General features: G+C 60.8%; 24 protein-coding genes. 12 read left to right on the top strand and 12 right to left on the bottom strand.

Features of this window, described 5'->3' with window-relative positions; translation table 11 throughout:
- The first annotated feature begins 57 nt into the window (after positions 1–57).
- The 5 genes from NUX07_RS01660 to NUX07_RS01640 all read left to right on the top strand — a co-directional run bounded on the left by NUX07_RS01660 (position 58) and on the right by NUX07_RS01640 (position 4,035).
- Positions 58–516 carry a hypothetical protein gene (locus NUX07_RS01660; protein WP_265528314.1) on the top strand — a complete coding sequence of 153 codons (459 nt, stop codon included), beginning with the start codon at positions 58–60 and terminating at the stop codon, positions 514–516.
- Positions 458–1,669, top strand: coding sequence for a hypothetical protein (locus tag NUX07_RS01655; protein ID WP_265528313.1), 1,212 nt, complete (start codon positions 458–460; stop codon positions 1,667–1,669). Before NUX07_RS01660 ends, NUX07_RS01655 begins: the two co-directional genes overlap by 59 nt.
- Complete coding sequence (dcd, locus tag NUX07_RS01650) at positions 1,663–2,268, top strand: dCTP deaminase (protein WP_265528311.1); 606 nt, start codon at positions 1,663–1,665, stop codon at positions 2,266–2,268. Before NUX07_RS01655 ends, dcd begins: the two co-directional genes overlap by 7 nt.
- Positions 2,269–2,580: 312 nt before the next feature.
- Positions 2,581–2,793 carry a cold-shock protein gene (locus tag NUX07_RS01645; RefSeq protein ID WP_265528310.1) on the top strand — a complete coding sequence of 71 codons (213 nt, stop codon included), beginning with the start codon at positions 2,581–2,583 and terminating at the stop codon, positions 2,791–2,793.
- A gap of 177 nt (positions 2,794–2,970) precedes the next feature.
- On the top strand, positions 2,971–4,035 hold the full coding sequence (locus NUX07_RS01640) for an aspartyl protease family protein (RefSeq protein ID WP_265528308.1): 1,065 nt from the start codon (positions 2,971–2,973) through the stop codon (positions 4,033–4,035).
- Positions 4,036–4,068: 33 nt separating this feature from the next.
- On the opposite strand, the gene NUX07_RS01635 is transcribed toward NUX07_RS01640, so the two are convergent.
- The 5 genes from NUX07_RS01635 to NUX07_RS01615 all read right to left on the bottom strand — a co-directional run bounded on the left by NUX07_RS01635 (position 4,069) and on the right by NUX07_RS01615 (position 9,063).
- Positions 4,069–5,442 (bottom strand): S41 family peptidase, encoded by a 1,374-nt coding sequence (locus NUX07_RS01635; RefSeq protein ID WP_265528306.1) that lies wholly within the window; start codon positions 5,440–5,442, stop codon positions 4,069–4,071.
- A gap of 141 nt (positions 5,443–5,583) precedes the next feature.
- Entirely contained in the window at positions 5,584–6,177 is a 594-nt protein-coding gene (locus tag NUX07_RS01630) for a hypothetical protein (RefSeq protein ID WP_265528304.1), read from the bottom strand.
- A 449-nt stretch (positions 6,178–6,626) separates the two neighbouring features.
- Positions 6,627–8,180 carry a hypothetical protein gene (locus NUX07_RS01625; protein ID WP_265528303.1) on the bottom strand — a complete coding sequence of 518 codons (1,554 nt, stop codon included), beginning with the start codon at positions 8,178–8,180 and terminating at the stop codon, positions 6,627–6,629.
- 103 nt (positions 8,181–8,283) lie between these two features.
- Positions 8,284–8,724: a GFA family protein gene (locus NUX07_RS01620; protein WP_265528301.1), complete on the bottom strand. Its 441-nt coding sequence runs from the start codon at positions 8,722–8,724 to the stop codon at positions 8,284–8,286.
- A gap of 3 nt (positions 8,725–8,727) precedes the next feature.
- The gene (locus tag NUX07_RS01615) at positions 8,728–9,063 is read right to left on the bottom strand and encodes a DUF962 domain-containing protein (RefSeq protein WP_265528300.1); all 336 of its coding nucleotides are present in this window, start codon (positions 9,061–9,063) and stop codon (positions 8,728–8,730) included.
- 66 nt (positions 9,064–9,129) lie between these two features.
- On the opposite strand from NUX07_RS01615, the gene NUX07_RS01610 reads away from it, so the two are divergent.
- The 3 genes from NUX07_RS01610 to NUX07_RS01600 all read left to right on the top strand — a co-directional run bounded on the left by NUX07_RS01610 (position 9,130) and on the right by NUX07_RS01600 (position 11,841).
- Entirely contained in the window at positions 9,130–9,402 is a 273-nt protein-coding gene (locus tag NUX07_RS01610) for a hypothetical protein (RefSeq protein ID WP_265528298.1), read from the top strand.
- Between the two features lie 50 nt (positions 9,403–9,452).
- Positions 9,453–10,808, top strand: coding sequence for an NAD-dependent succinate-semialdehyde dehydrogenase (locus NUX07_RS01605; RefSeq protein WP_265528296.1), 1,356 nt, complete (start codon positions 9,453–9,455; stop codon positions 10,806–10,808).
- A gap of 112 nt (positions 10,809–10,920) precedes the next feature.
- Positions 10,921–11,841, top strand: a complete 921-nt coding sequence (locus NUX07_RS01600; RefSeq protein WP_265528294.1) for a hypothetical protein — start codon at positions 10,921–10,923, stop codon at positions 11,839–11,841.
- Positions 11,842–11,844: 3 nt separating this feature from the next.
- Here NUX07_RS01600 and NUX07_RS01595 read toward each other — a convergent pair whose 3' ends face one another.
- The 3 genes from NUX07_RS01595 to NUX07_RS01585 form a co-directional block, all read right to left on the bottom strand.
- The gene (locus NUX07_RS01595; RefSeq protein ID WP_265528292.1) at positions 11,845–12,384 is read right to left on the bottom strand and encodes a peroxiredoxin; all 540 of its coding nucleotides are present in this window, start codon (positions 12,382–12,384) and stop codon (positions 11,845–11,847) included.
- 79 nt (positions 12,385–12,463) lie between these two features.
- The gene (locus tag NUX07_RS01590; RefSeq protein WP_265528291.1) at positions 12,464–13,186 is read right to left on the bottom strand and encodes a hypothetical protein; all 723 of its coding nucleotides are present in this window, start codon (positions 13,184–13,186) and stop codon (positions 12,464–12,466) included.
- 31 nt (positions 13,187–13,217) lie between these two features.
- Positions 13,218–13,856, bottom strand: coding sequence for a lysophospholipid acyltransferase family protein (locus tag NUX07_RS01585; protein WP_265528290.1), 639 nt, complete (start codon positions 13,854–13,856; stop codon positions 13,218–13,220).
- A gap of 205 nt (positions 13,857–14,061) precedes the next feature.
- On the opposite strand from NUX07_RS01585, the gene NUX07_RS01580 reads away from it, so the two are divergent.
- Complete coding sequence (locus NUX07_RS01580; RefSeq protein WP_265528287.1) at positions 14,062–14,643, top strand: fasciclin domain-containing protein; 582 nt, start codon at positions 14,062–14,064, stop codon at positions 14,641–14,643.
- 220 nt (positions 14,644–14,863) lie between these two features.
- Here NUX07_RS01580 and NUX07_RS01575 read toward each other — a convergent pair whose 3' ends face one another.
- Positions 14,864–15,016, bottom strand: coding sequence for a hypothetical protein (locus tag NUX07_RS01575; RefSeq protein WP_265528285.1), 153 nt, complete (start codon positions 15,014–15,016; stop codon positions 14,864–14,866).
- Positions 15,017–15,209: 193 nt separating this feature from the next.
- Here NUX07_RS01575 and NUX07_RS01570 point away from each other — a divergent pair, with 193 nt between their 5' ends.
- Complete coding sequence (locus NUX07_RS01570; RefSeq protein WP_265528284.1) at positions 15,210–16,994, top strand: SLC13 family permease; 1,785 nt, start codon at positions 15,210–15,212, stop codon at positions 16,992–16,994.
- 63 nt (positions 16,995–17,057) lie between these two features.
- On the opposite strand, the gene NUX07_RS01565 is transcribed toward NUX07_RS01570, so the two are convergent.
- Together NUX07_RS01565 and NUX07_RS01560 are read right to left on the bottom strand one after the other, a co-directional pair.
- On the bottom strand, positions 17,058–17,246 hold the full coding sequence (locus NUX07_RS01565) for a PspC domain-containing protein (protein ID WP_265528281.1): 189 nt from the start codon (positions 17,244–17,246) through the stop codon (positions 17,058–17,060).
- Between the two features lie 29 nt (positions 17,247–17,275).
- The gene (locus NUX07_RS01560) at positions 17,276–17,542 is read right to left on the bottom strand and encodes a hypothetical protein (protein ID WP_265528278.1); all 267 of its coding nucleotides are present in this window, start codon (positions 17,540–17,542) and stop codon (positions 17,276–17,278) included.
- Positions 17,543–17,595: 53 nt separating this feature from the next.
- Between NUX07_RS01560 and NUX07_RS01555 the strand changes: the two genes are divergently transcribed.
- Together NUX07_RS01555 and NUX07_RS01550 are read left to right on the top strand one after the other, a co-directional pair.
- Positions 17,596–19,410 carry an ABCB family ABC transporter ATP-binding protein/permease gene (locus tag NUX07_RS01555; RefSeq protein WP_265528276.1) on the top strand — a complete coding sequence of 605 codons (1,815 nt, stop codon included), beginning with the start codon at positions 17,596–17,598 and terminating at the stop codon, positions 19,408–19,410.
- A gap of 46 nt (positions 19,411–19,456) precedes the next feature.
- A complete protein-coding gene (locus tag NUX07_RS01550) occupies positions 19,457–19,903 on the top strand; it encodes an SRPBCC family protein (protein ID WP_265528274.1) in 447 nt (148 codons plus the stop codon).
- Here NUX07_RS01550 and NUX07_RS01545 read toward each other — a convergent pair.
- Entirely contained in the window at positions 19,900–21,393 is a 1,494-nt protein-coding gene (locus tag NUX07_RS01545; RefSeq protein ID WP_456115183.1) for a helicase HerA domain-containing protein, read from the bottom strand. The genes NUX07_RS01550 and NUX07_RS01545 overlap by 4 nt on opposite strands.
- Positions 21,394–21,399 lie beyond the last annotated feature (6 nt).

The raw sequence follows: 21,399 nt of genomic DNA, 5'->3' as shown, positions 1-21,399 counted from the left end.
CGGATCGAGTCAGGTGGTCGAGGAGAACATCTAACGCTGGGAGGAGTGTGCAGAGATTTGAGCCAAGAGATTGAAAAAGCTGTTGTTTCGCGACACTTGCTGGCAGAGCTTGCGATTCGCTCAGCCATATCTCTTGAGCGATACAATCTGGACCGCGCCTACGACGACGATGTGCTTATTGAGTTGGCTGACGTGCTGACTGACACCGCCGGAGTATCGGAAGGCGTTCCTGCCGGAAAATACTTCGCCATCGGTTATCATTCGCCATACATGCGATTGGGAAAAGAAAAGCTGGGAGTCTCTTCGGTAGGCGAAGTCCAGCAGCGTTTCGTTCAGATGACAGCCGACTTAAAGGCATTTTTGGCCAATCGAGACAAAGAATTGGCTATGAAACTAGCTTCATTTTGTGCTGATCTCCATGAGGAACTAGCACAGGCGCAACTTTCGGAGCTAAGACTTGCCAGAAAACGCAGAGCAAGAGCAGGCAGTAAACGAAGCACGGCTAGCTGCGTCTAGAAGGCGCACTGCACTATTCCTCGAACAGATCAAGAAACTCCGTGGCTCAGACTTCCCGCACAAGGATTCTGAGAATGCACTGGAGCAGATCGACGAACATATAACTGCTCTCAAAGACGATTTAGCTGATACAGATGGTTACTCGATCAAGCTTATTCAGGGATTATGCCTGCGTTCGCTGGAAGAGGTCGAGTCCTATCTACCGGTGCTCGGCTTTATACTCAGATCCACCAATGTTCGGAACGCATTTGAAGGCTATGACCCTCTCAAGGATGTAGTGGTCAAAGCCATTGATGCAGAAGCGCAGCTAGTGGTTTCGTCGGAGTGGGATTTTGTGCCCTTCACATATCCTATGAGTCTAGCGGTGCTTCCAAATCATGTTCTGGTCGGCGGGCCAGCACACGAATCATCGGGCGCATTGCTGATGCCGATCTCTGGTCATGAAATTGGTCATTCTGCATGGAAGTTCAATGGCCTGGCCGATGCGATAGGGAGCAAATTCACGTCCGCAATCGAGAACTTACTGGCAAAAGACGAAGATCTCTCAGGCGAACTAAAAACCCATTTGGGAGAAGACTGTGCCGGTTTTCTCAGAGACGAGGGAATTCGACGCGTCGAAGAGCTTTTCTGTGATGCATTCGGGCTAATTTTGTTCGGTGAAGCATACTTCTACGCGTTCGAATATCTTATTTACCCGGGCGGCTCAGAGCGCGATAGCGATTACCCATCTGAAGAGCACCGTGTGCGCTTTTTGATGGATTGCGCGGAAAAGGAAGGGATTGAACTTCCAGAAGGCATTGGAGAAGGATGGAGACTTTCTCCCGATAATCCAGTTCACGACTCTGATGTTGAAGAACTCTTAGACAAAGCTGCTGCGGCAATTGAGTCCGACATTTACGCGGCTGCTACAAAGCTTATCGATGATTCGACCATACCTCGGCCCAACTCTGAGTTGATTGCGCAAGTTGAGGCAAACTTTAGAAAGGCGGTGCCGCATCCAAATGCTACTGACTTGTCTAATATTGTGTGTGCGGGATGGCGAATTTTTCGGGCTCAAGGTGAGAGCAAGATTGACCCAAAAATTTCAGTCGAAGAGCCTATGTTGAAATCGATCGAAGTCAGCGAATACCTACACAGGACATCAGAATGCTAAGCGTTGGTGGAATCAAAGACAGAATCGATGGCAAAAACGGCGCCAAGCTCTCGATAATCCCACAACCGCCGGCCTCAGAATTCGAAGAGAGACATGCAACATCCGTCGACTTTCGCCTAGGCCGGTGGTTTCGTTCTTTTAAGCATACGCACACCCCATCTTGTGATCTATCGCCGCCACCCGAGGGTGACGCATCGACCAAAGCCCTTCCAACAAAGGAGCACTTCATTCCTTTTGGGAAAAAGTTCGTGGTTCATCCGAACACGTTTGTTTTAGGTGCCACCCTTGAGTGGCTCTCACTTCCAAAGGATATTTCGGGATACGTCACCGGAAAATCGACCCTCGGACGGCATGGTTTGATCATTGAGACAGCAGCTGGAGTTCATCCCGGCTTTTCGGGGTGCCTGACATTAGAACTTGCAAATGTTGGGGAGATTCCGCTCGAGATTTGGCCGGGAATGAAGATTTGTCAGGTGTTCTTTCACGACATTGAAAGCGATGCTGAAATTGATCGTAGCGTTGCCTCAGGCTTCAGAAAACCCGCTCTACCAATGCAGAAAGCGGATAAGCTATTTCACAGGCTACGAGTAGAAAGTTAGCGCGAGGGGGGCCTCGCGCCGTCGAAGCTGTCGGCGCTAGCGAGCGCCGCAGCCCGGCCGGGCGGTCGCGTCTCTCGAGATAGGAACGCTCGCTTCGCTCCGCTTTTCCTATCTTTCGGCGCGACTAGCTGCTAGCAGTCGCGTGCTGACGTCGACATTTGCGACGGATTCGTTTTTTGACTGCCGCCGCTTGTGCCAACCGCACCCCGGCGTAAACCAGACTGCGACTTCCCTTCAAACGAAACGGAAAAGCATACCCTATCCGCGCTGTTGCGGGCGGGGCGACACTGACGTTCTTGAAAGGAACACATCATGGCCAACACTGGCACCGTAAAATTCTTCAACACCCAAAAGGGTTATGGCTTCATCACGCCCGAAAGCGGCGGCGGCGATGCCTTCGTTCACATTTCGGCGGTCGAAGCCGCTGGTCTCAACGGCCTCAATGAAGGCGATCGCGTCAACTATGAGCTCGAGACCGGCCGCAACGGCAAGGAAAGCGCCGTCAACCTGTCGATGGCCGACTAACGAGCTTCCCCGCGGGGGGAAGAAGTAAAGGCGGCGCGGTCCATCATGGGCCGCGTCGCCTTTTTTCGTGCGCGTCGCCGGTCGCGCGTGCCGCTTTTCCCGCCTGCCGGCGGATAGGGCGGGTCATTGGCAGAAATTGGCTTTGGCGGGACCCATGGGGTATCCTACCCCATGATCATGAGGCGAACGATAGGACGGTCGACCAAGGCGATGCTCGCGGGGGCAGCGATGTTGCTGGTCGCCGACAGCAGCGCCGCGCAGGAACGCCCGTCCGCCCCGCGGCCTGCGCCCGAAACCGATGTCCAGGTGCCCGAACTGCCCCCCGCGGTGATCGACAATGCGCTCGCCATCGATGGCGAGGAGGTCGATGCGCAGAAGATCGAAACGCGGCTCAGCGTCGAAGTCGGCGTCAACGGGACCGGCCCCTACAAGTTCATCGTCGATAGCGGCGCCGATACCTCCGCGGTGGGTTTCCGCATCGCCGAAGGGCTGCAGCTGCCGCTTTCCACCCCCGCCACGATGGTCACCATCAACTCGCGCGATATCGTCGACCGCGTCGAAGTCGCCTCGCTCGAGCTTGGCCCCACCACGGTCAACGACCTCATCCTCCCCGTCCTTCGCGAGCGCGATATGGGCGGCGACGGCATGATCGGCATCGACGCGCTGGCCAAGCAGCGGCTGATGATGGATTTTGACGAAAAGGTGATCCGGATCGAGGATTCGCGCACCAAGGTGCGTAGCCAGCCGGGCGATATCGTCATCGTCGCAAAGCGGCGGCGCGGCCAGCTGATCCTGACCGAGGTCGACGCTTCGGGGATCAAGCTCGATGCGATCGTCGACACGGGGAGCCAGGTGACCATCGGCAACAGCGCGCTGCGCCGCGAATTTGCCCGGCACAAGGTGCAGACCGAAGCCGCGACCTATATTACCGGGGTTACCGGCCAGACCGCGCGGGTCGAGGTCGTGACGCTCAGGCAGCTCGACCTGGGCCCGATCACCTTGCGCAACGTGCCGATCGTGTTCGCCGACGTGCAGCCCTTCACCGCGTTCGGGCTTGCCGATGAGCCGGCGCTGATGCTGGGCACCGACATCCTCGAGAATTTCAGCAAGGTCAGCCTCGATTTCCGCACGCGCAAGGTGCGGTTCCAGCTGCGCAAATGCGGCCGCCAGCGCATTGTCGTCGGCCCGTCGATCAGCCGCGCGACGCGTATGCGCGCCAACGATCCCGCCGCCTGCCAATAGGCGCGGCGGCCCCCAACATCCGGCTGGTTGCGTTTAGAGCATCCCCAGCGTTACGCGCTGCGCCACCGTCGGGCTGGTCGGCATGAGCCGCTGTTCGAGCGCCGAGCGGGTGCCGACAGCGCCGGTAATCGGCGTACAGGCAGCCTGGCCCGATGCCGAGAAATCGAGCGCCTTCGCGGTCGAAGCTTCGGCCGGGTCGCCGAACATCTCGAAGATGTCGTCGCTCGCCGCGCAGGTCACCGGGTAGGTGGTCGCCAGGCCATTATAATAATCGCCTTCGCCATCGGCATTCTCGGTGCGGAAGGCGACAACGCGCAGGCGATCATCGCACTCGGCGCGGTCGAGCGCGATCTGGCCAACCGGCTTGCCAAAGGTGTTGGAGCCGACGATCGCGCTATTGGTGCCGTAATAGGAGGCCATGCTGTTGGCCACAAGTTCGCTGGCCGACGCGCTGCGGTTGGTCGTGATGAAGGACAGGCGCACCGGATCCTGCGACGCCGAAAGGGGCTCGAAGAATTCGGTGCTGTTGTTCGACGCCTTGGAAGCGCGGAAGGTAGTCCTGCTGAAGACCTGGCCGCTGCGGTTGCGGCCCAGCAAGTCGCCAAGGTGATCGGCAACGCGCACGAGGCCGCCGCCATTGTAGCGCACGTCGACGATGATGTTGTCGACATTGGCGGCCGCGAAGGTCTGGAACGCCGTCGTCAGGTCCGCCTCCGCCGTGTCGGCGAAGAATGTGCGCAGGTTGAGATAGCCGGTATCCCCGATCACCAGCGCGCCGTAGCGCGGCGAAACGGGCTGCAGCTGATATTCGGTCGAGGTTAGCGTGGCGGCTTGCACCGGTCCGCCATCGGCATCGACGAATTCAATGTCGATCGCATCGCCTTCCGCAGAAGGAAAGACCAGGTTGGACAGGAATTCCACACCGTCAGTCGCGATGATCTGGGCGGGCGTGCGCAGCGTGCCGCCGGCCGCGGCAAGGCGCACGATCTCGGCGCCGCGGTCTACGCCGGCCTGGAAGGAAGGCGCGGTCTCATAGGTTTCGCGGATATACAGCCGGTCGTTGCTGAACAGGACGGGGCGCCAGCCATAATCGGCGCTCGTCGCGTTTTCGATAAAGTCGTTCTCTTCCTGGATCGAGGTGATGTAGGTGAAATTGCGATCGATGCCCTGTTCGCGCGCCGGGCGAACCAGCGCGTCGATATAGCTTTGCACATCGGAATAGTTGGCCGGATTGACGCTCGTATCGAGAAGGTCGGGGAAGAGATACCATTCCTCCATCTGCTCCAGCACCCAGGCCTGTCGTGCCGACAGCGCGCAGGCATCGGTGCCGCCACCACCGCCGCCGCCACCGCCGCCGCCGGCAATCGGGCCGCTGCTGGAGCTGCTGCCGCCGCACGACGCGAGCATCGCGGTTATGGCAACAAGGGCGGGAAATCTGGACGGACGCATGGCGGTACCTCTCGTGACGGGAACTTGGCGTTCCCTACTACGGACCGCCACTTAATGATTGCTGACTAGACGCTAGAATGCCTGGCAAAGGCAAGTGGTTCAATCGCTGCCCCATGGCGGCGGCGGTGCGATGACCGGCTTGGCCAAGTCGAATTCGGCGCGGAAGTGACGACCGCCGGGGATGGGGGGACGCCGAAGTTCATAGACGAACCGATCGTCCAGCAGCTCCATCGCCCAGACGTTGGTGACCGACGCCGACAGGCCCTCGCGTTCGAACATGGCGATCGAGAAATCATCGACGGGAAACTCCTGGCGCCATTCCAGCCCCGGTGTGCGGGTGTCGCCGCCATACATGGTGACGGCATCGTCGCTGCCATCTTCATGGCGATGATCGTGCTTGAGGCGCAGGCCATTGCCGGTGCGCGACACGATCCAGGTGCGCGAACGGTTTTCGCCGACATGGAGCGGGATGCGAATTTCGTCGTCGCTGCATTCGCGCACATGCATGACCATCCGCTGGCCGCGCCAATCATCGTCTGCTTCATCCGTGGAAGTGATGCGGCCTTCGAAGGCCTGCCCGCAATACTGGGAAAGCGCGGTGAAGAACGCCTCGGCGGGGGTGGACCGCGGCGCATCCATGGTTGCGCATGCGCCGAGGCTTAGCGCGGCGGCCGCCGCTAGAGAGGTTTTCATGACTATCATCCTTTATTTCGCTCAGCCCGCAGTGGGACAGCAGCGCATCATCCTAGATCCAGCCAGCCAAGGACCAGCTTCTCGTCCGGGTCAAGGCTTCGCCTGCAATGCGTAGGCGCTCCTGCACCACAGAGTATCAGGCTGGATGACGAAGCACATCACGCAGTCCATCTGGGATAAAGCGCGTAGCGACCCATAGCGTCGTCGCTTCGCCCATGAGGAATCGGAATGGGATCATGCGCGCTTGCCAATTACCGTCACTGCGCCAGGGAGAGTCAAGGTCAAGATGATAACACTTATTGTAGAATGGGACTTCGGCCTAGGAATGGAGTACTCGCAAGCGCACGCATACCTTAGATCCCGTCAGAAAAATGTTAAGAAGACTACCAATGTAGAGCTGAAAGAAGCCACTTGTAGCTCGCCTAGCCAACCGGCACCGCACACCTAAGCTAGCGAAACATTTCGAGACCAGCGCACTCCTTTGCCTCTAGCCTTCGTTCTTCGGCACGTACAACTGCTTCATCAACAAATGCCGACTTCTCGTCACTAGCCTGAAGCATGGCGAGAAACGTTTCTGGAGAACTAAGTTTGGCTTTCCAGTCGTCACTCATTTCCCAAGGAGTAAACTGGCGCGCAATTTCTGCCACGAGAGCGCGCTTGCCATCTTGCGAGACCACGATCTTTTTGGTCGCGTCAGTGTCGGACTCTAGCGCCGTCATGCGCAGATAGGATTCGATGAAGGCTTCTAATTCGACCCGCGCCTCCAGCGCAGTGTCGTCTGCGGCAGATGATAGGCGCAAGCGCAGGTCAGCATAATCAGCACATTGGGTAATGGTTGCTGAAGCTAAATCTGATGGTGCTGCCGACGCGACGATTTTGAGCGCATCGACCGCCGAAATCCATCGCTCTCCAACCGCTTCTACAGCACGATCTCCAACTAGCCGGTCCACGCGATCACTCATCTGATCGGCCAGTACGCCTAGTATTTCAAGATCAGCGCCGGCGAGACGTTTGGCCTGCTCATCGACATCTTCCCACGCCTCAAGCGAATAATTCTCTAGCGGTGTGTCGGCGGGAAACGCACGCACAGCTAACGAGAAATTTAGATTCTCGCGATAAACCTTGCCATCTTTGCGCAGAACCCGGGTATTATAGTCATACCGCAATTGCGACCAGTCGACTTCAGTCTGCCGATCCTGCGCGCGCACAAATACATATCGACCTTGCCCGAATGCGGGACCCAGCGCGCCGGCGCCCCACGGATCGTGCGCCGCCGCGCCCTCGAAAACTGCCCTGAAATCGAGCAGCCGGTCATCCCCGGATCCGCCTTCGTATAGGCTTTTGCCAAGATCGATCGCGGTTCCCAATAAACCCGGATCGGTGGTCAATGCATCGCGGCCAATTTTCGCCACCTCATCGAGCAGCTTCGTGAATTTCTGATTGTCGCCATCGACTTCGACGATAACGATCTGAATTCCGATTGAACCGCCGCCATATTTGGACTTGGGGACCACCGGCAGATTGACCTTATTGAGCACCTGCCCACGTTGGATATCGTCGCCGAAGAAAACGAGTTTGAACTCATTATCTCCATTGTCGATCTCGTTATTATTATATTCCCAGGGGTTCAGGAAGCGATTAGCCTTGTCGGGGTTCATTTCGAACGCGTTGACGAGAACGGCAAATTCGGCGTGTTTCCCCAACTCCTGTCCGAGAAATATCCCTTCAAGCATCCGATTGCCCATTGTCAGGCTTTCAAGGCTAATAGAATAAACATCGTTCTTTTTAATGCGGTGAATTGGTCCCATTGATTGGGCAATCAGCTGTGAACTGAATTCGATCTTACATGCGCTATTATCGTCGCGGCATTGTCTGAGTTTACCGGCCGTCTCAGACTTGGTGGGCGGAGGCTCGGCGCGGCGGAAATCGACCGCCCCCGTGTCCACGTGCGAACAAGCCGTCACCGTAACTGCGGTTGCGAATGCCATTGCTGCTATGCGCATCGAATTCCCCCTCAGGCCGTTAGGGCCTTAATATTCGATTCGGCAGCAATGCGTTACTACAATATGGATCAAAAATCACCAGAAGCAGCAGAGCCTGGAACTACTAGTCCGGTAGTTCGATGCCGAACTTCTCGATGACCTCGGCGCGGGTCAGCCGGTCGCGCTCGCCCGCGAAGCAGTAATAGTCAGGCTTCTGGTCGACGAAGATCTCTTCGTGCAGTTCACCATCGTCGAGACCCGGGAAGAGCCCGGCGAGAAAGCTGCGTTTTTGCGCGGGGAGGTAATGGTAGAACAGGTTCGATCCGCAGCGCTTGCAAAAGCCTCGCTCGGCCCACGCCGATGAGGGAAAGCGGGCCACATATTCCGCGCCATCGATCGTAAAGTCGTCGGTCATCGGCGTGGCGAGATATGCGCCGCCGCCCCACGCGCGGCACTGGGTGCAATGACAGGCCTCGATCCGCTTGCCCGCAAAGCGCGCGGTGATCGTGACCACGCCGCACAGGCATTTGCCGGAAAGTTCGTGCAAAGTCGCGTCGGAAGCCATGGCTTAAGTATGCCTCACGCCGGCGCGCTCGAGTTCGGGCCCGAGGCGGCGGGTCAGCCACAACCACCACATCTTGAAGTCCGCCTGCAACGACCAGAGCGGGTAGGTGAAGGTGGCAGGGCGATTCTTCTCCACCCCGAAATGCCCGACCCAAGCGAAGAAATAGCCTGCGATTGGCATCAGGAGCAGCATCCAGAGCGGGCCGCGCAGGATCGCGACGATCGCAATCGCCACCACCAGCGTCGTTCCGAAATAATGCAAAGCCCGCGTCTGCGGCCGACTGTGCTCGCGCAGGTAATAGAGCCAGAACGCGTCGAAGCTTTGATATTCGCGGGGCATCTGCCATCCTTCGGATATTCATCACCGTTGCCGCGCATCTTAAGCGCAAACCCAGGGAGAATGTCCATGCCAAGCAAGATCGCACTTCTGGCGCTGCCGTTGGCCTGCGGGATCGTCGCCTCCTGTTCGTCTGGCGGGCGTGACGCGAGCCAGGCGCGCTGCGAACGCACCTTTGCCCGCATGGCCCCCTCGCCCGAAGCCAAAACCGAGGTCTGCAGCTGCATCCTCGATGGACTGGAAGCCAGGGGCATGACCATGACCGACACGCTGGGCAATGACGAAGGCCATCAGATCGCCCGCCGCTGCGCCGAGCGCGCCGGCGTTCCGGTCGCCACGTAGCGGAACGTCGCCACCAACGCTTCGTTAGCCCTTCGAGAAGGAGGGCCCCGATGCTGGAAAGCCGAAATCCCGCCACTGGCGACGTCATCGCTACGCATGAACCACTGGACGAGGACGGCATCGATGCCGCGCTCGCCAAGGCCGATAAGACTTACCGCGAATGGCGCCAAACGTCGCTCGAGGAGCGCACGGCGCTGCTGCTGGCGATCGCCGACCAGTTCGACACGAACCGCGACCGCCTGGCGGAGATGGCGACCCGCGAGATGGGCAAGCATATACGAGAGGCCACGGCAGAAGTCGCGAAGTGCGGCACTGCGCTGCGCTATTTTGCCGAGCATGGTCCCTCGATGCTGGAAAGCGAGGAGATTCCGGGCGGCAAGGGCGAATTGCGCTGGTTGCCGATCGGGCCCGTGCTTGCCGTGATGCCTTGGAATTTTCCTTACTGGCAGGTTCTTCGCTTCCTCACCCCAACCGTGCTGGCAGGCAATGTCGGACTGCTCAAACATGCCAGCAACGTGCAAGGCGTGGGCAAGCTCATCGAGGAAATGGTGCGCGAAGCCGGCGCCCCCGAAGGCTTGTTTCAAAACCTCTCGATCGGCAGCGATGCGGTGGCCGGCATCATCGAAGACGACCGCGTACGCGCCGCCACTTTGACGGGAAGCGAACCCGCGGGACGCGCGGTGGCGGAAACCGCAGGCCGCTGCCTCAAGAAGGTAGTGCTGGAACTTGGTGGCTCTGATCCCTTCATCGTCATGCCGTCGGCCGACATGGACGATGCCGTGGAAACCGCCGTGAAGGCGCGGCTGCAAAATAGCGGGCAATCATGCATCTGCGGCAAGCGCATGATCGTCCACCGCGACGTTTTCGAGGAGTTTTCGGATCGCTTCATTTCCGCGATGACGGACAAGGAGGCGGGCGACCCGTTTGACGAAGCCAGCGACATTGGTCCGATGTCCAGCCAGGACCAGCTGCGGACCGTGCTGGATCAGATCGACATGGCCAAGGCCGCCGGTGCGACCCTGCACGGCGGCGAAGCGCCCGAGGGCGAAGGTGCCTATCTCAACCCCGGCGTCCTGACGGGCCTCGACCCTGCGGGCGACATGCGCGACGAGGAATTGTTCGGCCCGATCGCCATGCTGTTTGAAGCCGAGGGCATCGACGATGCGATCCGCATCGCCAACATCACCCCCTACGGCCTTGGCTCGGCAGTGTTCACGCGCGATGCCGAGGAACAGGAAGCATTCATCTCCGGTCTCGACGCCGGGATGACCGCAATCAACCAGATGACGGCCTCGACCCCCGAAGCGCCCTTCGGCGGGGTCAAGAATTCGGGTCATGGCCGCGAATTGGCGCGGTTCGGCCTGCACGAGTTCATGAACCTGAAATCGGTCTTCAGGAGCGCATGACGCTTTTCCACCCCCTTTCGTCGGTCTGGACGCGCAGGCTGGTCGAAGAATAGGTGACGCTGCAGCAGGTGCCGCGCTAGGCGGCGAGCGACCCAGTTTTAGGAGTAACGACATGTTTGCGCTCTCGATTGCCGCAGCCCTAGCCGCTGCCCAGCCCGCCGCCGGTGCCGATGCACCACCGGTCGAGGAAGACATCGTCGTGACGGGCGAACTGCCCGAAACCGAACATGAGAAGATCAAGAGCGTTGTGCGCGCGTTGGCGGACGAGCCGACAAAGGGCCAGATCGCGCGCTTCCATCGTCCCATCTGCCCCTTCATCGTCGGGCTGCCCAAAGCGCAGGCGGACGCATTGATCGCTCGGATGCGCCGCGTCGCCAGTGCGGTCGGCATTGGTGCGGCCGATGCACCATGCGACGCCAACCTGATGCTCGTGATCGCCGAAGATCGCGACGCGGTGTTCAAGGAGCTGCGCCGCGACCACCGCAAGATCTTCTGGGGCATGGAACCTGCCGATATCCGCCGGATCCAGCGCACCGAAGGCCCCGTTGCCGCCTGGCAGGTCGTAGTACAGGCCGACCGCGATCTCGACGCGCTGCCAGTCGACAGCCTCAATGGCTACACGGTCAACGAAAGCATGCAGGATCCCTCGCGCATCCGCTCGACCTCGCGGCCCGATACGCGCGCCGCCGTGGTGGTGATCGATGCCGATGCCGCGACCGGCTTGTCCGTGGAGCAGCTAGCCGATCACGCGCTGATGCGCGCCATGGTGAAGATGGACAAGGCTGACGTCGGTCGCCTGTCGACGCCGTCCATCCTGCACCTTTTCACCGATCTTGAAGAAACCGGCGAAGCACCCGCCAGCCTGACGCAATATGACGCCGCTTTCCTCGAAGCGCTCTATTCCACGAGCAACGTCTATTTCGCCTACAAGCAGCGTGCCGACATGCGCGAAGCCATGACGCAGGCGCTCAGCGAATATTACGAGGAAGCCGGTGTCGAACCCGAAGCCGAAGCAGACGACCCGGCCGAATAAGGCTTACTTCTTCGCCAGCTCTTGTACGGCAGCCAGTGTCTTGGCGACATGTTCCTCATAGCCCATGTCGCTGTGGACCATGATGATCGTGCCGTTGCGCGCAATAACATAGCTGGTGCGGTTCGACGTGGGGCTGATCGCGTCGGCAACGGGCAGTGCGACATCATAATCATCGATGATGGTTTCGGTCGCCCGCGCCATCGGAACGATCGAGCGGCACACTTCGGTCGAGAATTTCTCGAGCGTCGGCAGGTCATCGCCCGACAGGCCGATCACGCGGGCACCCGCGGCGCGAAACTGCGGCATCGCGTCGGCAAAGGCCTTGCTCTCCAAGGTGCAGCCCTTGGTAAAGGCCTTGGGGAAGAAATAGAGCACGACCGGACCATGTCGGAGCTGCTCGGACAGGTGCAGCCGGAAGGTCGTCCCGCCCAGCGCACCCATGGTCTTGAAATCGGGGGCCTTTGTGCCGGCCGCCAGCTGTGCGGATGCCGGGGTCGCGGCAAGGGCAACGGCACCAAATAAGGCAAGGGTCAGTCGACGCATCATCATTCTCCTGTTCATGCCACTGCTGCTGCACGCAGCATGGTTGCAACGCCATCCGGACGAAAGGCCAGCAGAGCCATCACTCCGACGGCGGAAGTGCGGCCAGCGGATCGACCGGCGGGGTAGGCGGCGGCGCGGGCTGGCCCCGCACGACCGGCACGCTAGGCAATAGCGAATGCGGGATCACGAAGCGTTCGGGCCCATAGCTGACGATGGTGCGATCAAAATCGCGTCGACCGTCGAGCACAAAGGACGCCGACCCGTCGGCCTCACTGCTGTCGGCGCCGACGAGGCTGGTGCCTTGGAACAGAAGCGTACGGCGGTTGCCGTTGTCGAACTGGATATTGAGCTGGCTTGTGCCATCTTCGCGCCGCTCGACCGTGACGGTGCAGCGAGCGGGTCCTTCGATCCCGCGGCCGGTGCAGGCGATAAGCCGCGCCGCCGGTTCCACCGCTTGCGGATCTTCGACGACCTCGGGTGGGGGCTGGGGCAATGCGACCGATACCAGCGTTATTCCGTCGACCTCACCGACCACGCGGGCACCGTCGATCATCGCTGCATCACGCGGATCGCGGCAACCTACCAGTTCCGCACCCTCGTCGATGAAGGGGCGCGTAGCCTCGGCTTCACCCAGTAGACGGCAAGGATCGCCCAAATCGGGATATCCGTCATTTGCGGCAGGGAGGCTGTCCGGCCAACTCGGATCGGCGAGCGCCAGATCCTCATCCGTCAATGCATCAGGGGGCGCACCACCGCAGGCGGCTAGCGCGAAAATCGCCAGGATCGGGAGCAAACGTTTCATTGCACCAGCATATCGCGTCGTGTCGCGCGTGTCATTCAATGCCGTGCGGTTCGTCGATGAAAGTGCCACCGTCGGGAAACAGGGCATTCTCCGGATGTCGAGGCTTCAATCGTTTGAAGAACTCGAACGCAGGCGCCATGTCGGCGTCATAATCGCCCGTCGGGTGAATGATCGGGCCGATGACCCCCAGCTTGCGATCATAATCGGGACCGGCGCACACGATGGGGACGCCAGCCGCCATGGCAATGTGATAGAAACCGGTGCGCCACTGCTCGGTCGGTGAGCGCGTCCCTTCGATCGCGATAATCAGCTTGAAATCGTCATGGCGGTTGAACGCATCGGTCACCTGGCGGACGAGATCGGCGCGTTTTGTGCGATCGACGGGGATGCCGCCCATATCGCGCATGAAACCGCGCAATGGCCATTTGAACAGGCTGTGCTTGCCGATGAAACGCGGCCGCACCCCTTTTTCGTGCACCGTGCCGAGAAACACCATGAAATCCCAGTTGGAGGTGTGCGAGGCGCCCGCGATCACGAACTTGCGCGCATCGGGCATCTTGCCGACAGCGCGCCACCCCAGCCCCTTGTACAGACCGATCAGCAGCCACCAGACCAGCCGCGACAGCAGCCCCAGACGGCGGTCTTCGGGGAGGGATGCAGGCTCGGACATTCTTCCTTGTCGGAGAGAAACGATTGGCAGGCAAGCGGTTAACGGCGCGCCCTTACGCTACGCAGATGGCGCGAAAACCGGCATCCACCGATGCTCGGACACGGGCCACCCCCGCTTTTGGTCTATTATCGGAACGTGGCGGCATCTGATAGGTTGGTCCCCCGTAACTTCCCGAGACTAGAAGATTATTTTGGAGGATTTCCCCGTGAAAAAGACAATTATCGCACTGATGGCGAGTTCGTCGCTGGCGCTTGGCGCATGCGGCGACACCGGTGACGACACCATGGTCGAAAACGAAACTGCCGTCGAAGAAACTTCGATGATGGAAGAAGAAGCCGGCACGATCGTTTCGGTCGCGCAAGGCAATGAGGATTTCTCGACGCTGGTGACCGCCGTGCAGGCTGGTGGGCTTGTAGAAACGCTGTCGGGTGAAGGCCCGTTCACCGTGTTCGCGCCGACCAACGATGCGTTTGCCAAGCTGCCCGAAGGCACGCTTGAAACGCTGACTGCAGCCGAGAACCAGGCGCAGCTCGCCGGTATCCTGACCTATCATGTGGTCGCTGGCGAAACGATGTCGGGCGACCTCATCACCTTGCTTGAAGAAGCCGGTGAAGAAGGTGTCGAGCTCACCACCGTTTCGGGTGGTACGCTGACCGCCAATCTCGTCGACGGCAATCTCGTACTGACCGACGCCAATGGCGGCACCGCAACGGTCGTGACGACCGATGTCGATGCGTCGAATGGCGTCATCCACGTCATCGATACGGTGCTGATGCCGGCGTCGTAATCGATTGGGTTATATCCGGCGCAAGGCCGGTCCGCTCACCGGACTTGAACCGGATCAGGGCGCTGTCGGAACTTTCCGGCGGCGCCCTAACTCTTTCTCGCTATCAGCTTTTGCGATCGGCGTGCATGCGGCATCGCATTGGCCTTGTGGAGGCAGCCAGATACGCAGCCGCGGACTTCGGCGGCAACGCCGGAAAGGATCAACTGTGTCGCTGCACGTCTCAGGTCTGGAGCGCGGGGATGATCCAGATGATCGACATCGCGACCACGATCAGGAACAGCGAAATACCGAGGACATAGCGCAGGTGCTGGTGTCCCTTGGCAGCCGTGGCTTCCTCTTCCGTGACGTGAATTTCGTCGCCTTCCTTATGCATAAGGCACTCCTTGTCTTTCGTTTCCGGACCAACACGCGAAAGCCGGATGTGTTGCCATTATCGTTCCCCATTGTCTGCCTGTCGCGGCAATTGTGCAAGGCAGACATAGTGGGGTGTAGGACGAGCAGCAGAAAACCGCTTGTTTCCGAGCCGCTTGCCGCCCTAACATCAATGCTGTGAGAGGGACGGAACGATGATCGGCCTACCGAGCCTGCATGCCGCCCTGGCCATGCTTGTCGCCATCGGCATGTTCACCGCCTTCGCAAGCAATCGTTTCCGCGTCGAGATCATCTCGCTCTTCACCATCGGCGTGATCGCGCTGATGCTTTATTTCCTGCCGATCCCGGGCATGGCGCCCAAGGAAGGGATTGCGCTCGCCTTTCAGGGCTTTGGCCATACCGCTCTCATTACGATCGTCGCGCTGATGGTGATGGGGCGCGGACTGGTCGTCACCGGTGCGCTGCAACCCGCCGCCCGCGCGCTCGCCAGCGTCTTCCGGATTGGGCCGCACCTTGGCCTGCTGGTCACGCTCGGGCTCGCAATGGGCGCATCGATGGTAGTCAACGATACGCCGGTGCTGGTCCTGCTGATCCCGATCATGGTCCAGCTGGCGCAGGGCGGCGCAATGCCGGCATCAAAGACACTGATTCCCCTGAACGCAGCCATCCTTATCGGCGGTATGGCCACCACCATCGGCACGTCGACCAACCTGCTCGTGGTCTCGATCGCGGCCGATCTCGGCCTCCCCGAACTCGGCATCTTCCATTTTACGCCGATCGTGATGATGGCGGCGCTGATCTGCCTGCCCTACATCTGGCTCGTGATGCCGCGCCTGCTGCCCGACAATAGTCCGGAAGCGGGCCATGATCCGCGCCAGTTCATTGCGTCCTTGCGCATCGGCGATGGCGGCGGGCTCCTCGGCAAGACGGGCGAAGAATTGATCGAGCGTTTGCCCGAAGGGTTCAGCTTCCTGCGCCCCATCGACGTCCTCGAAGCGCGCACCCGCGTAGCCGTAACCGCCACGGCCGAAGCGCTGCGCGAGGGCGCACGCAAGCTTAGCGCAACGGCGGCGCCGCGCTGGCTAATCGAAAGGATCGAGCGAGAAGCGTCGAGCACCGGCGAGGATCTGATCGAAGCCGAAATGGCGCTTAGCGCCGACAGTCGCCTTGTCGGTCGCACACTACAGACTGCGGGCCTCGAAGGCGTTGCCGTGCTGGGTGTATCGCAGGCCCCGACGCGCAGCTTTGCCGCCCCGCGCGAGAAAAGCGCCGAAGCGCGGCTTGCCGAAGGAGACATCCTGCTGGTGCTGGGCCGCGAAAGCGCCTTGCAGGAATTCGCGCAGGCCGAGGCGCTCCTGATGCTCGACGGCGCCCGTCCGTTGCCGCGCACGTCGAAAGCGCTCACCGCCGTTGCCATCATGGGGACGGCGGTGCTTGCCGCGACGCTCGGCTTCGTGCCGATCGCGATCAGTTCGCTGGCCGGCGCGATTGCGATGTTCATCACCGGATGCGTGCATTTCGACAAGGTCGGGCGCGCGCTGTCGGCCAAGGTGATCGTGCTGGTCGCCGCATCGATCGCCATCGGCGCGCTCATCTTCGAAAGCGGCGCGGCGCAATATCTCGGGGAATTGTTGGGGGCAGGCATGCAGGGTGCGCCCGGTTGGCTGGTGCTCAGCCTGATCATGCTGTTCGTGACGTTGCTGACCAACTTTGCGTCGAACGCGACCGCGGCGGCGGTCGGCACGCCCATCGCATTTGCATTGGCAGGACAATTGCAATTGCCGGTGGAACCGCTGGTGCTGGCCGTGCTGTTCGGCTGCAACCTGTGTTACGCGACTCCCATCGCCTACCAGACCAACATGCTGATCATGGCCGAGGGCGATTACAAGTTTAACGATTATCTGAAGACGGGGATTCCGCTGGTGATCCTGATGGTCGCCAGCCTGTCGGCCATCCTGTCGATCACCTACGGTCTTTAGGGCCGGACCGTCATCTGACAGGATGGGCGGATGAAAAGGGCGGGGCCCCGTAAGCCCCGCGCCTTATCCCTTGGTAGGGGCAAGCCAGCCGGTCAGAATGTAGAACAGGATGGCAATCGGCCCGGTAATGAGGACGGTGGCAATCAGGCCCAAGCGGATCAGCAGGGGATCCCAGCCGGTATAGTCCGCAAGACCTGCGGCCACGCCCATGATTTTACCCTCGGTGGGGTTCAGGACATAACGATTGGACATTTCTTCTCCTTGATTGGGGTGACGTCGGCTTAGGCGATCGGCGTCGCACCGATGGTCGAACCAACAAAAACATAAGCAGCAAACAGCGAAGCAGCGACCGTGATGATCATTTCGCGAGCGTTGGAAACCTGGGCAAACATTGTCTTTTCTCCTTTTTGTTGAGCCCCCGTTTGGGCTCGCCCTACACATTGCAACTGCCGTGCCAATTTGAAAAAGTTGTTGTTTTTCAGTGCGACGGCCTTCCGCCATGCAAAGGTTGGTGGTATTTCCTGCGAAGGGTTGGGAAACTTTCCCAATGATGAACGGGAAATCTTGCGGCTCGAGAGCCTCCACCTTACTTGCATAGGCAATGGCGCGCGGATCCTCTTCTTCCAAACCCTCAGAGGATGGCGGCAGCCTCAGAACGCTGTGGCGTTTTCTCCCCATGCTCTGGCCCAAAGGCGAAACCGGGCTGAAGGCGCGCGTCGTCATTGCGGTCCTGCTGGTGTTGGCCAGCAAGGCGGCGGTGCTCACTGTTCCCTTTGCCTACAAGGCGATCATTGATGGCATGGCGGTCGAGAATGCCGCCTTCACCATCGTGGCGGGTACGGTGGCGGGCTATGCAGTGCTCTACGTGCTCTCGACGCTGGTCGACCAGTTGCGCAACGCGATTTTCGAGCGCGTGGGCCAGAATGCCGCGCGCAAACTCGCGCAGCAGCTGTTTCGCCATATCCACAGGCTGAGCCTGCGATTCCACCTCGAACGCCGCACCGGAAGTCTGACGCGGATCGTGGAGCGCGGCACCAAGAGCATCGACAGCATGCTCTACTTCGTGCTGTTCAACATCGCGCCGACCTTCATCGAGCTCGCCGGCATCTGCATCATCTTCACCGTCCAGTTTGGATGGGGGCTGACCGCCGCGACGCTGGCGATGGTCGCCGTCTATATCGGCTTCACGCGCAAGGTGACCGAGTGGCGCGTCGCCATCCGGCGCGAAATGAACGAGGTCGACCAGCAGGCCGCCCAGCGCGCGGTCGACAGCCTGCTGAACTACGAAACGGTAAAATATTTCGGCGCCGAAGAACGCGAGGCCAGGCGCTACGACAAGGCAATCGTCGCCTATACCGACGCCGCGGTGAAGACGGAGACGAGCCTTGCCTGGCTCAACGCGGGGCAGGCGATCATCACCACGATCATGCTGGGCGGGGCGATGGCCTATACCGTGTACGGTTGGTCGACGGGACGCTTCACGCCAGGTGACGTGGTGCTGGTGAATTCGCTGCTGCTCCAGCTCTTCCGGCCATTGAACATGCTCGGCTGGGTTTATCGTTCGATCAAGCAGGGGCTGATCGACATGGAAAAGATGTTCGACCTGCTCGATACGCCCGCCGAGATCGAGGACCGCGCAGACGCCGCGCCGCTGGTGGTCGACGATGGCGATGTCAGCTTCGAGGACGTGCATTTCTCCTACGAGGACGGGCGCGAGATTTTGAAAGGCGTGAGCTTCACGATCCCCGCTGGCACCAGCCTTGCGGTGGTGGGGCCATCGGGCGCGGGCAAGTCCACGCTGGCGCGGCTGATGTACCGTTTCTACGACGTGCAAGGCGGGCGCATCTGCATCGACGGGCAGGACATTTCGGGCGTGACGCAGGAGAGCCTGCGCGAGGCGATCGGGATCGTCCCGCAGGACACGGTGCTGTTCAACGACACGATCGGCTACAATATCGGATATGGCCGCGAGGATGCTGATGACGCCGCGGTGCGCGAAGCCGCCAAGGGCGCGAGCATCGACAGCTTCATCGAAAAACTGCCCGAACGCTACGACACCAAGGTGGGCGAACGCGGGCTGAAATTGTCGGGCGGCGAGAAGCAGCGCGTGGCCATCGCCCGCACGCTGTTAAAAGACCCGCCCATCCTGATTCTCGACGAGGCCACCAGCGCATTGGACAGCCGCACCGAGGAAGCGATCCAGTCCACCCTCGACCGCGTCATGCGCAAGCGCACCAGCATCGTCATCGCCCACCGCCTCAGCACCATCGTCGGCGCCGACCAGATCGTTGTGCTCGACGATGGCAAGGTCGCCGAACGCGGCACGCATGACGCGCTGATGGCGCAAGGCGGGATTTACGCGGAGCTCTGGACGCGCCAGCAGGCCGAGCGCGAACTGGAGCAGGCGGCGGAATAGGCACTTTATTGCGGCGAAGCGATGCGCAAGATAGTGTCTGCGCAACATGATCCCGCGCCCGGACCATAACAATCGACCATTTTCGTGCAGTTGCGAGCGCATCGTTGCAGCCTCGCCCGAAGCCTTGTTCGAGGCGTGGACCACCGGGTTCGACCGCTGGTTCGCGCAGACGGGCACCCTGGTCATGCAGGTTAAATCGGGGCAGCCCTTCTTCTTCTATAATCGCGACGAGTGGGGTCGGCACCCCCATTACGGGCGTTTCCTAACCTTGGAAACCAACAGGCTTGTGGAGATGACATGGCTCACCGGCGATGGCAGAGCCGATGGGACGCAGGGTGCCGAAACGATCCTCCGGATCGCGCTGGACGCGGTCAAGGGCGGCACTTGCGTGCGCCTCACCCACTCCGGATTCCCAAACAAGGTATCGCGCAATGCGCACGCCGAAAACTGGCCGCTCGCGCTCGACGAGCTTGCCAAGGCAGTCGAAGACTAAGCCGCCGTCGTCGCCCAGCCTAGTGCGGGTATCGCGATACTCCGCTTTCCGCCGAGATCGGTGCGGGCGACGATGAGGTCGCGTTCTTCCATATAGTCCAGCAGGCGGCGGGCGCGCGCCAGGCTTGCGGTGCCGTAGCAGTCGGCGAGTTCCTCGTCGCTCGGGCTCGGCGCGCCGTCGCGCGCGGCGCGCGCGAGGAGGAGATAGGGGCCGAGCATATCCTCGGGCAGCCCCTCGGCCACCGCGAGCGCATCGCCATATTCAGCATCGGGCGCCTCAAAAATGCCCGCGCGCGCGGCGGAGAGGCGACGGGTGAACCCGGCGAGATCGAGCGGCGGCAGGCCGATCCCGCCCATCCGGCAGCGCACGGTGAAATCCTGGTAGAGGATCGACGCATTGCGCCCCGCGCTCGCTTCGTCCGTGACAATGTCGCGAAGCGCCGCGGTGACCACGGTTTCGATCTCGTCGTCCGATTTGGCGGGTGCCTCCTCCTTTGGCGCAGCCTGCTTGGCGGCGGCGCTGGCGGCAAGCTCGGCCATCAGCGCTTCGGACGGCAGCGGCTTGAGTTCGGGTTTTGGCGGCGGGGCGGGCGCGGGTGCATCCTCGATTCCGTCGAACAATAGGCTCTCGGCATTCTCGGCGGGTTCAGGGAGCGGCATGAGCGTTGGCGTGCCCTCGCGCGGGCCGGTTTCGACCGCGCCGATCATTACCTTTAGCGGCCGCCGCGTGATGGCGGGGCCAAGGCCCAAGAACTGCCCGCGTTCCAGATCGCGGATCGCTTCGGCCTGGCGGCGTTCCATGCCGAGCAGATCGGCGGCGCGCGCCATGTCGATATCGAGAAAAGTCCGGCCCATGAGGAAATTGGAGGCCTCCGCCGCGACATTCTTGGCCAGCTTGGCAAGCCGCTGCGTGGCGATAATGCCGGCGAGCCCGCGCTTGCGCCCGCGGCACATCAGGTTGGTCATCGCCGACAGGCTGGCGCGGCGCACGTCCTCGGGTACCTCGCCGCCGCCGGTGGGGGCGAACATCTGCGCTTCGTCAACCACGATCAGCGCGGGATACCAGAACTCGCGCGGGGCATCGAACAGGGCATTCAGGAAGCTGGCGGCGCAGCGCATCTGCCCGTCCGTCTCCAGCCCTTCGAGGCTCAGCACCACCGACAGGCGATGTTCACGGATGCGCACGGCGAGCTTGGCAATTTCGCTCTCGCTATGCTCAGCGGCCTCGATCGCGACATGGCCATATTTGTCGCCGAGCGTGGTGAATTCGCCCTCGGGATCGATGACGACCTGCTGCACCTGCCCCGCGCACTTTTCGAGCAAGCGGCGGAGCAGATGCGACTTCCCGCTCCCCGAATTGCCCTGCACGAGCAAACGCGTCGCAAGCAGCTCTTCAAGATCGACGGTCACCGATTTTCCGAGCGGGTCGGTTCCCATATCTACGCAAACGGTCATCGAGGTGACTGTGGCGGGCGGTGAATCGCGATGCAAGCTTGC

The sequence above is a fragment of the Sphingomicrobium marinum genome (assembly GCF_026157105.1).
Lineage (GTDB): Bacteria > Pseudomonadota > Alphaproteobacteria > Sphingomonadales > Sphingomonadaceae > Sphingomicrobium > Sphingomicrobium marinum.
Note: the sequence above shows the minus strand (reverse complement) of the source record. Positions and strands in the feature narration are given on the sequence as shown.